Annotated in this window: 2 protein-coding genes; both read right to left on the bottom strand. The window is 50.1% G+C overall.

The genetic code is table 11. From position 1 onward, the window contains the following. On the bottom strand, nt 1-1,444 hold a 1,444-nt coding region (locus RMSM_RS36470), incomplete at its 3' end, for a serine/threonine protein kinase (RefSeq protein WP_008693031.1). 112 nt (nt 1,445-1,556) lie between these two features. After that, entirely contained in the window at nt 1,557-2,081 is a 525-nt protein-coding gene (locus RMSM_RS05995; RefSeq protein ID WP_160168238.1) for a sigma-70 family RNA polymerase sigma factor, read from the bottom strand. Nucleotides 2,082-2,305: the final 224 nt, after the last annotated feature.

The following is a 2,305-nucleotide window of genomic DNA, read 5'->3' as shown; positions in this document are numbered from 1 at the left end:
AAAGCTCATGACTCGACGGTGAATGATTGGATGGAGTTTGAGTTAGGGGCGTGGGTGGTTGTTTAGTCGAAATTTTGATCCTGGTTTGCTGCCCCTTCGACACCTCGAATGAGTTGCCCACGTAGATTTCTGAGCCGGTGCTGGGGTCGACAACCGACATGACGTATCGCCCAGCTTGATCCAGTTTGTATTCGCCAGTGTCGAGCGTGCCCGTGCCGGTGTTCATCGTCAGGACCATTCCGGACACCACCAATACGGTGAGAAAGCCTAACACCAATGGCCAACTCCACTTCCGAGGAGCTAGTTCTTTTTCGGTGTTTGCATCGGTCACATCTGTCGACTCAGCGAGTTTGTTAACTCGATTGGGACGGGTCTGCAATTTAACCGCATCGGTTTCCACTTCGTTCCTGTTCGGTGTATGCGAGGACACTTCCCGAGCAACAACATCCGCGACAACGTCGTTGAGAAAACGATTCCATTTGGTCGGAGCGGTTAATCCCGTTAACAAATCAGAGACTTCGCCTGCGGTCGCGATGCGTTCCAGTGGATTTCTCTGCAACATGCTGCCCAGGACATGTTTAATCTTTTCCGGCAAATCAGTATTCAATTGAGTAAGATCGATCGTGGACTCGCGGTGCGCCAAAATTTTGGCAAAGGGTTCATGGATGTGATGGAATGGTGCGTGGCCAGCAAGCAAAAAGTAGAACGTGCAACCCAGTGCGTAAACGTCCGCTCGTGCATCGAGTTGATTTTCGTTGGAAAGCTGTTCCGGTGCGATGTAATCAAGCGTGCCGACGATGATATTGTCACTAGTGATGGAATCGCCTGACGCAAGATTCGTTAGCCGGGCCAAACCAAGGTCCAAGATTTTCACCACACCGTGTTGCGAAAGCATCAAGTTTTGTGGTTTGACATCTCGATGAATGATCCCCTGACCGTGCACATGCTGGAGACCATCCGCAGCTTGCTGAATCATTTCGCATGCGACTGATACCGAAAGTGGCCCTGATGCCTTGACCAGCGTTGCCAAGTCGACTCCTTCGACGTATTCCGTGATCAAGTACCTGACGTCATCAATCGTTCGTGCGTCGGTCGCTCGCAAAATGTTGGCATGATCGAGCTTTCCGATGGCGCGAATTTCGCAGGCAAATCGCTCGTCCAATTCCGACCCCGATGCTGCCTGTCGAGATAAACGCTTGATGGCAACGACTTTATCTAGTTCCCGGTGAATTGCCTTGTAAACCGTGCCGATGCCACCCTGACCGATTTGATGCAGTACTTTGTAATCACCTAACTGGGAAAATGAGATGTCTGGCTGCCGAGAGTTTTGGGCATTGGGATGGCTCTGAACAAAATGCAAATCTTGGATTTCGCTTAGTGCCTTGATGAATTCAGGCTCCGAGCAATAGGGATTCCATTGACGTGTCGGTTGATTGTTTGTCATCACTTCGCCTGCTTTCGGCAAAAATCTAACTCCAACTACCAAAACGATTCCGTCTGACACCGAAAATGGTTGGCTGAATTAATGTGGTCATCGGATCGATGGCGAGACGCGATCAAAAGGGAACGTCTCCTAATTCTGCACGGATTCGCCGTAACACTCGTGATTTCGCCTGGTAGACGGAATCAGAACTCACCGCGAACTCTTCAGCCACAACCGCGGTCGCCTGTCCATCGACGACCGTTCGCCAGAAAATATCCCAAGTTGCCGGTTTGAAATCACGTTTGATCTCTTGGAGCAATGTTTGCAGTGATTCCGACACACCGATCACCATAGATTGTGACGTGTTTTCCTCCGCCATGTCGTCGTCATCTGGGATCGACGCGAGCAGATTATACGCGTCGGTGCCTCCTTCGGCCTTTGCTTTGGGAGACTGCACCTTGGCAAAGTCGCGGATCTTATTGCGTGTGATGATCCATAAATAGGCTCGAAATTTATCCCCCTCATTTTCTTTTTTAAAACTTGCCAGATTTGCCGCGAGCGACCGAAACACTTCCTGGAAAATATCCGCCGAGTCTTCTGGTCCTAACCCTGATTGCCTGCACCAGTAATAAACCAGTGGACCGTAGATCTCCGTCATTCGCCTCCATGCCGCTTGATCATTCGCCGCTGCGTCCTGGAGGAGCGTTATCGAAGTGATCTTTGAATCGACATCGTTTGTCATTCGTCTGACTTCTTCAAGGTTTTGCGGTAACCGATCCTAGGTCGGACATGTAAGTTTCCGACTGACAACGCAATATTGAAACCCTCGTGTATTAGCTGCCTCGCAAATTTTGCTGCGGGATAATTTAACCGAATCTCATC

This window comes from Rhodopirellula maiorica SM1 (assembly GCF_000346295.1).
Taxonomy (GTDB): domain Bacteria; phylum Planctomycetota; class Planctomycetia; order Pirellulales; family Pirellulaceae; genus Novipirellula; species Novipirellula maiorica.
The sequence above is the reverse complement of the archived record's forward strand: the minus strand, read 5'-3'. Positions and strand labels throughout refer to the sequence as shown.

Excerpts from the sequence above, each read along its gene's own strand:
- RMSM_RS05995 (WP_160168238.1), bottom strand. The coding sequence starts at position 2,081 with ATGACGGAGATCTACGGTCCACTGGTTTATTACTGGTGCAGGCAATCA.